Source organism: Fundidesulfovibrio sp. (assembly GCF_058402725.1).
In genome coordinates this window covers 1-8,349 of sequence record NZ_JBZVFJ010000145.1, presented here as the reverse complement: position 1 = coordinate 8,349, position 8,349 = coordinate 1, and the positions used below count along the sequence as shown (strand labels likewise).

General features: G+C 70.7%; 3 protein-coding genes. 2 read left to right on the top strand and 1 reads right to left on the bottom strand.

Annotation, left to right across the window (positions count from 1 at the left end; genetic code table 11):
• Positions 1-121: 121 nt before the first annotated feature.
• A complete protein-coding gene (locus ACV4UX_RS15485) occupies positions 122-2,746 on the top strand; it encodes a TIGR03960 family B12-binding radical SAM protein (RefSeq protein ID WP_491594182.1) in 2,625 nt (874 codons plus the stop codon).
• An 85-nt stretch (positions 2,747-2,831) separates the two neighbouring features.
• Here the strand turns inward: ACV4UX_RS15485 and ACV4UX_RS15480 are convergent, their stop codons facing one another.
• Entirely contained in the window at positions 2,832-5,108 is a 2,277-nt protein-coding gene (locus ACV4UX_RS15480) for a PAS domain-containing sensor histidine kinase (RefSeq protein ID WP_491594181.1), read from the bottom strand.
• A 191-nt stretch (positions 5,109-5,299) separates the two neighbouring features.
• Here ACV4UX_RS15480 and ACV4UX_RS15475 point away from each other — a divergent pair, with 191 nt between their 5' ends.
• Positions 5,300-8,128: a M16 family metallopeptidase gene (locus tag ACV4UX_RS15475; protein ID WP_491594180.1), complete on the top strand. Its 2,829-nt coding sequence runs from the start codon at positions 5,300-5,302 to the stop codon at positions 8,126-8,128.
• Positions 8,129-8,349 lie beyond the last annotated feature (221 nt).

Here is an 8,349-nt window from a genome sequence, read left to right as displayed (position 1 = left end):
CCGCACCGGGGAGCGCGTCGCGCCGGGGAGTTCAGCGCCGCGCCGCCCGCCGAGCCGATCGTCCAGGCCCGGGACGCCAACCCTCTCAACAAAGGCCGGGCCTTCCCGGCGACCATCCACCATGCGACGCATCCTGCGCCTTCTCCCCAAGCCCAGCCATTTCGCCGGGGCCGAGTGGGGCGCGGTCCGCAAGGACCCTGCCTCCGTCTCGGTCCGCGTGGCCCTCGCCTTCCCCGACATGTACGAGGTGGGCATGAGCTACCTGGGCCAGAAGATCCTCTCCGAGGCCGTGAACCGCCGCCCGCACCTCTGGGCCGAGCGGGTCTACGCCCCCTCGCGGGAGGCGGCCCAGGTGCTGCGCGAGCACGCCGAGCCCCTGTGCACCCTGGAGTCCGACACGCCCCTGGCGGCGCTGGACGCCGTGGCGTTCCACATCACGCACGAGTTGTGCTACACCAATGTGCTCTTCATGCTGGACCTGGCGGGCATCCCCCTGCGCGCGGACCAGCGCGGGGCGGAGCATCCGCTGATCCTGGCGGGCGGCGGCTGCGCCTTCAACGCCGAGCCCCTGGCCCCCTTCGTGGACGCCATGGTCCTGGGCGACGGCGAGGAGGCCCTGCCCGAGGTGCTGGAGACCATCGACCGCGCCAAGGCCCAGGGGCTTGACCGTCCGGGCCTTTTGCACGCGCTGCGCGCCGTCCGGGGCGTCTACGTGCCCGCGTTCTTCGAGGGCTCCAAGCCCCTCGTGGAAGGCTACGGGCGCGTTGAGAAAGCCGTGGTGGCCGACATGGACCAGGCCCCGTTCCCGCTGTTGCCCGCCGTGTCCTGCGGGCAGGCCGTGCACGACCGCATGAGCCTGGAGATCGCCCGGGGCTGCACGCGCGGCTGCCGCTTCTGCCAGGCGGGCATGATCTACCGCCCCGTGCGCGAGCGCAGCCTGCCGGAACTCGGGCGCATCGCCGGGGAAGGGCTGGCGGCCTCCGGCTACGAGGAATTGTCCTTCCTTTCGCTCTCCACAGGGGATTTTTCGGCCCTGGAGAGCCTCTTCGAGCAGTCGGCCCAGCGCTGCCTGGCCGATCAGGTGGCCATCAGCCTTCCGTCCCTGCGCGCGGGCACGCTCTCGCCGCGCATGCTGGGGCTCATGGCGAAGCTGCGGCGCACCGGGGCCACGGTGGCCCCCGAGGCGGGCAGCGAGAGGCTGCGCCGCGTGATCAACAAGGGCATCACGGAAGACGACATCCTGGACCACGCCGAGCGGCTCTTCGCGGCGGGATGGCAGTCGGTGAAGCTCTATTTCATGATCGGCCTGCCCACGGAAACCGACGAGGACCTTGAGGCCCTGGCCGACCTGGCCGTGAAGGTTCTCGGGCGCGCCCCGCGCGGGGCCAAGCGCCTCCAGGTGACGGCAGCCGTCTCCACCTTCGTGCCCAAGGCCCACACCCCCTTCCAGTGGGAGGCCCAGATCGGACGCGAGGAGACCGAGCGCCGCCTTGGGCTCATCAAGGCGCGCATCGCGCCCTACAAGCGCATCACCCTCAAGTGGCACGAGCCCCGCATGAGCTGGCTGGAAGGCGTTTTCTCCCGGGGCGGGCGCGAGCTGGCCCCGGCGGTGGAGCGCGCCTACGCCCTGGGCGCGACGTTCTCCAGCTGGGTGGAACACCTGGACCTGGCCCCCTGGGAGCAGGCCTTCCGGGAGTGCGGCATCGACGCCGGAGCCTTCCTGGACGCCCGGCCCCTGGACGCCCCCCTGCCGTGGGACCACCTGGGCTGCGGCGTCACCCCGCGCCACCTGCTGGGCGAGCGTGAGCGCGCCCTGGCGGAAAAGGCCACGCCGGACTGCCGCTACGGCGACTGCGTGCGCTGCGGGGCCTGCCCGGCCCTCTGCGGCGACGAGCAGGACGCCTCGGGCGTGCGCCCAAGGCTCAACCGGGGCCAGCCCGAGTGGAAGGCTTCCATGGAGCAATCCCGCGAGGAACCTGCCGGAGAGCCCCGGGAGGACGCCCCGGATGCGTCCGCGGGTGCGCAGGAGGGCGGCGGGAACGCGGCCTCCCCCAGGCCCCAGGCGCGCGAGGAGCTCACGCGGCGCGCGGCCCACTACCGCGTGTGGTTCTCCAAGACCGGCCCGGCGGCATACCTGAGCCAGCTGGAGCTGGCCAGCGTGCTGGAGCGCGCGCTCAGGCGCTCGGGGCTCAAGCCGTCGTTCTCGGCGGGGTTCCACCCCATGCCCATGATCACCTTCGGCTGGGCCCTGCCCGTGGGCGTGGAGAGCCGGGAGGAGTGGTTCGCGCTCTTCCTGCGTGAGCCCGCGCTGCCAGGCGCCGTGTCGGAAAAGCTCGGGGCCGCGCTGCCCGAGGGACTCAAGATCCTGCGGACCGATCCGCTGGGCATGGGCAAGAAGGTGGCCCAGCCCGTGGCCGAGGAATTCCGTCTGGCCTACCACCTGCCCGAGGCGGAGCGGGCAACGCGCGTGGCCCAGTGGCGGGACTTCCTGGCTGCCGGACACTTCCCCTGGTACAGCGTGACCAAGCGCGGCGCGCGCACCATGGACATCCGCCCCCTGGTGACGGGTCTCACCGAGCGTCAGGACGCGGAACTGTCCATCGTCTTCTCCTGGCGCGACAACCGCTACGCGAGCCCCCTCAAGCTGGTGTGCGCGGTGAACGAGGGGCTCTCGCTCAAGGATTTCTCGCTCACCAAGGTGCGACAGATCTTCGAGGGGCCGGACGCGCCCATGGCCAGAAGCTGAAGGACGCCCTCAAGCCCCGGCATGCGCGATCCGGGCAGGGATGCGGCACGGACAGGCCTGGCTTTGGGGCGGGCCTTGGGAGATTTCAGCCCTGTCTGGCGGCGACCTTGGCCAGGGGCAGGGTGATGACGAAGCGCGCTCCGCCGCCCTCGGCGTTTTCCACGCGGATGGTCCCGCCGTGGTTGCGCGTGATGATGAAGTAGGAGACGGAGAGCCCGAGTCCCGTGCCCTCGCCCGGGGGCTTCGTGGTGAAGAAGGGCTCGAACACCTTGCCCAGGTCGGCTGGGGCGATGCCCGGGCCGTTGTCCTCCACCTCGATGACGGCGTGGCCGCCCTCGCGGCGAAGCCTCAGGCGGATGCGCGGTTGCCCGTCCGCCGGGGGATGCGCGAAGAGCGCCTGGGCCGCGTTGCGCAAGAGGTTCACCACCACCTGTTCGATCTCCATGGGCGCGCAGGGCGTGGGGGGCACGCCGGGGGCGTAATCGCGCGCGATCTCCACCTGGCGGAAGTCGTACATGCGTTTGAGGTCGTAGTCGGTGGAGGCCAGTTCCACGCTGCGGTCCAGCAGTTCCGCCAGGTTCACGGGGACGGACTGCTCCTGGGCGCGCCGCGTGAAGGAGAGCATGTTGGCCACGATGCGCGCCGCGCGCTCGCCCGATTCCCGGATGCCCGTCAGGAAATCGAGGATTTCCCTGTCCTCCACGTAGCGCCGCACGGCCTCCAGGGGGCACCCGGCCTTCTCGGCGGCCGCCTTGTTGGCCGGAAGGTCCGGCGAGAGGCGGCGGGAGATGTTCTGCACGCCCTGGAGCACCCCGGCCAGGGGATTGTTGATCTCGTGGGCCATGCCCGCCGCCAGGCCGCCCAGGGACATCATCTTCTCGGTCTGCAGGATGAGCTTTTCCATGCGCGTCTTGGCCGTCACGTCGTCCAAGCGGATCACCGCCCCGGGCGTGGAGCCGGTGGAGGCGGGGAACACCAGCACGTCTTCCTGTCGTTGTTCGCCGTCCTGCTCGTAGGTTTGGCTGTCCAGGGAGACGGGTTTGTTCTCGCGCATGGCGGTGCGCACGGCCTCCAGGTGCGCGCCCAGGCGCGGCAGGGCCTCGTCGAAGCGTCTGCCCAGCAGGGCGTCTGCGGGCAGGCCCGTGGCGGAGAGCGCGCCCTTGTTGCAGTGGGTAACGTGCAACGCCTCGTCCACGCCGATAACCACCGAGGGCATGGAGTCCAGGATGTTCTGGATGAAGGCGTGCGCGGCCAGCAGGCGTTCCTCGGCGCGGGTGCGCTCGGTGATGTCCTCCAGGATGCCGTCGTAGTGCAGGAAATGGCCGTGCCCGTCCTGGGCGGCGCGCACGTGGATCAGGCCCTGGCGCACGTCGCCGTCGGCGCGGCGGAAGGGGAAACGGAAGTTGGAGACCTGGCCCAGCCGGGCCACGGCGTTCAGGAGCCGGTCGCGGTCGCAGGCGCGCAGGTACATCTGGGACCCCAGGTCGGTGATGGAGGCCACCAGAGCGTCGGGCGACTCGTAGCCCAGGATGCGCGCCATGGCCGAGTTGGCCGAGATGAGACGGCCGTCGGGCAGGGAGCGGAAGATGCCCGCCAGGGCGTTCTCGTAGAGGTCGCGGTAGCGGCTTTCGGCCTCGGCCAGGCCCTGCCGGGAGGCGGCCAGGGCCTCGTAGCGTTCGCGCAGCTTGCGCACCATCACCACGATGGAGCTCGAGAGGCTCTCCACCTCGCGCGGCAGCGCGCCCACCGGCGGCAGGGCGTCGGCGTCCTCGCTGGAGCTCACGTGCGCGGCGTAGTTTTCCACGGCCTTGAGCGGGCGCACCACCAGCCGGTCCAGCACGATGTGCAAAAGGCCCACCACAAGCAGGTTCATGAGCACGATGCCCAGGAGCATCTTGAACATGAGCCCGCGCAACGTCTCGATCACGTGGCTGTCCGTGGCGTGGATGTCCACGCTGCCGATGAGGCGTCCGTTGTAGGTGATGGGTTGGAACACGTGGATTTCGCCCAGGGGCGGTTCGTCGCCGGAGGCGTCCCGCAGCTCGCCCTGGGCGTCGCGGCGTCGCACCACCACCGCGCTCCCGGTGACCGAATCGTGCACCGCGACCGAGACAACGGCCCGGTCCTGCAGGGCGTTGTCCACGATCTTGCGGGTGAGGTCCTCCTGGAAGTTCCAGATGGGCAGGGCCAGGGCCGAGGCCAGCTGGCGCGCCGTGGACTCCACCGCCTCGTGCAGGCCGAGTAGGTGCGTGTTGCGCTGGGAGAGGTAGTCCGCCGCGCCCACGGACACGAGCACCGTGGTGACCACGGTAAAGAGCGTGAGGTTGATCAGTCGCGAAAGCGGCGGCTTGTATCGCAGCATGGCACGGCTCGGGTGAGATGGATTCGCCACAGACGACTCCGAGTCTCGCGAGGCTACGCGACCTGCGGAAAATGATCAAGGCCGGGCGCGGGACGGGCGGGCGGTCCGTCGATTCCCTGGCGGCGCGGACGGCTTTGGGATATGGGGATGGGGCGGCAAGGCGCCGCTACCCGTCCCCCCAGGGAGTTCCCATGATGCGCAGGCTCTTCGTCGTGCTTTTCGTGGCGGTCGCCGTGGCCGCAGGCTTCGTGCTCCACGACCGGCTCCAGCGGGCTCCGGAGACGCCGCTTCTCCCGGAACAGGCCGCGCCCGCTCTCACCGCCCCAGATCCTGCTCCGGCTCCCCAAGCTCCGCCCCCCCAAGCTCCGGCCGAAACCACGGACACGGCCACGCCTCCCGCCGCACCGGCCGCTCCCGCGCCGGTCCCGGCGCCCGCTGGCGCGGACATTCCCCCCGTAGTCGACGGCCGCATCCTGGCCAAACTGCCCAACGGCCTTGCCGTGCTCGTCCAGGAGGACCACCGCTTCCCCCTGGTGGCCCAGCGCCTCTACGTGCGCGCCGGGTCCGCCTACGAAACCCCCGGCCAGGAAGGCCTGAGCCACCTCCTCGAACACATGGCCTTCAACTCCACCGGCAAGCGCCCCAAGGGCGGCGCGGCCCAGGACATCGAGGCCGCCGGGGGCGACGCCAACGCCGCCACCAGCTTCGACTACACCCAGTACATGGCCAACCTCCCCTGCGCCGCCTGGAAGCTGGGCCTGGACGTGCTCCAGGACATGGTCTGGAACGCCGCCTTCAACCCCGAGGAACTGGAACAGGAAAAGAAGGTGGTGATCGCCGAACTGGAGCGGGGACAGGACGAACCCGGCCAGCGCCTCTTCCAGATGAGCCAGGCCCAGGTCTGGAAGGGCATGGGCTACGCCCACCCCATCATCGGCACGCGCGAGACCGTCCAGGCCGCAACGCCCGCGAGCCTGCGCGCCTACGTGAGCCGCCTCTACCAGCCCCAGAGCATGCTCCTGGTGGTGGTGGGCGACGTGGACGCCCGCGAGGTCTACCAGGAGGCCGCGCGCCTCTTCGGCAAACAGGCCAACGACCGCGACGCCCTCCCGCCCCCCACCGCCGACATGCCCCCCAACGCCGCCGGACCCTCCTCCAACGCCGCCGCCATGGACCTGGGCAAGGCCAGCCTGCGCCTGAGCTTCGCCGTGCCCGGCATGCACTCCGCCAAGGACGGCCCCCTGGAAGTGCTCTGCGACATCCTGGGCGGCGGGCGCACCTCGCGGCTGCACCGCAAGCTCGTCTATGACCTCCAGCTCGCGGACTCCGTGAACGTGGGGGCCATCACCCTGGAGCGCGGCGGCATGCTCTCCGTGGACGCCACCCTGGACCCCGGCAAGCTCCCCGAATTCTGGCGGGCCCTCGTGACCGAACTGGCCGCCCTGAAAGCCTCCGATTTCACCGCTGAGGAAATGGACCGCGCCCGCCTGGGCATCGAGGACTCCCTCCTGCGCGCCCGCGAAACCCTCTCCGGCCTTGCCAGCAAGCTCGCCTACTACCACTTCTTCGGCTTCGGAGACCCCGGCGAGGCCAACGCCGTCTACGCCGTGCGCAACACCGATCCCGCCGAACTCCAGGGGCTCATCGACACCTACCTCAACCCCGCCAACGCCAGCCTCTCGCTGCTCCTGCCCGGCAAGGACCAGGACGAGGCCCGGGAAGCAGCCCAACGCTTCGCAGCCGCCCTGGCCGCCGCATGGCCCAAGCACGCCCCGGCTGCGGCCAAGGCCCCAGACGCCAAACCGGCGGGCGTCGAGGTGATCGAGCTGGGACAAGGCCGCGCCCTGGTGCTCCTGCCCGACCCCACCATGCCCTACGCCTCCGTGGCCCTCTCCTGGCGCGGCGGCGACGCCCTGCTCGCGCCCGGACAACAGGGCCTGGGCGAACTCACGGCCAAGGCCCTCACGCGCTCCACACGCAAACGCTCCACACACCAGCTTGAGGACGACCTGGCCGACCGCGCCGCCAGCCTCGCCGCCGTCTCCGGCCGCGACGGCTTCACCGTGAGCGCCAGCTACCCCGCGCGCTTCTCCAGGGATGTCCTGGAAATCCTGGCGGAAGCCGTCCAGGAACCCGCCTTCGCGCCGGACGAGATCGAGCGCGCCGCCAAGCTCCAACTCGCCCAGATCGCCCAGGCCCAGGACCGGCCCATGAGCCTGGCCTTCCGCCACCTCTTCCCCTTCCTCTTCCCGGGCAGCCACTACGGCTACCTGCGGGCGGGCGCTCCCGAAACCGTGGCCGCCTTCTCCCCGGAAGACGCCCGGGCCTACTGGGAAGCCCAGCGCGCGCTGCCCTGGACCATGGCCGTCTGCGGCGTCTTCGACCGCCAGGAAATCCTCGACCTGGCCCAACGCCTGGGCGCGTCCCCCCCCGCCGCGCCCCCCGGCTTCACCAAGCCCGCCTGGACCGGCGAAAAACAAATCACGCTCAACCTCCCGGGACGCAACCAGACGCACATCCTGCGCGTCTACCCCGTGCCCGGCAGGAACAGCCCCGACTCTCCCGCCCTGGAACTGCTCAAGACCGCCCTGGCCGGGCAGGGCGGGCTGCTCTTCAAAGACCTGCGCGACAACCAGGGCCTGGGCTATTCCGTCACCGCCTTCCTCTGGCAGGCCCAGGAAACCGGCTTCCTGGCCTTCTACATCGGCACCACCCCGGAGAAACGCCAGCAGGCCCTCGACGGGTTCGACCGCATCGCCCGCGACATCGCCGCCCGACCCCTGCCAGGAGAACTGCTGCAACGCGCCATGAACTCCCTGGAAGGAGACTACTACCAGGACCGCCAGAGCCTTTCGAGCCGCAGCCACGAGGCCGCCGGAAACCTGGCCTTCGGACTGCCGCTCGACTACGAGCGCGAACTGCTGACCAAGGCGCGCCAACTGGGCCCCGAAGACGTGCGCAAACTCGCCGCCCAGGTGCTCGACCCGGAGAACGCGCGCCTGCTGGTCATCGAACCCTGAGGTCGCAGGGGCGGCGCGGCCAGGGCTCCGCCCCGCACCCGCTGGAGAGGGCGCTGCCCTCTCCAGACCTCTCCCGCCAGGGCTCCGCCCTGGACCCGCCAGGGGGGAGCCCCCCCTGGACCCGGCAATTGCTTCGCGGGCTTCACCGGGTACGCCGTCGTCCTCTCTGGTCGCATTGGAGGACTTGAGCGAGGGATGAAGCCTCCGACGGCCAGAGAGGA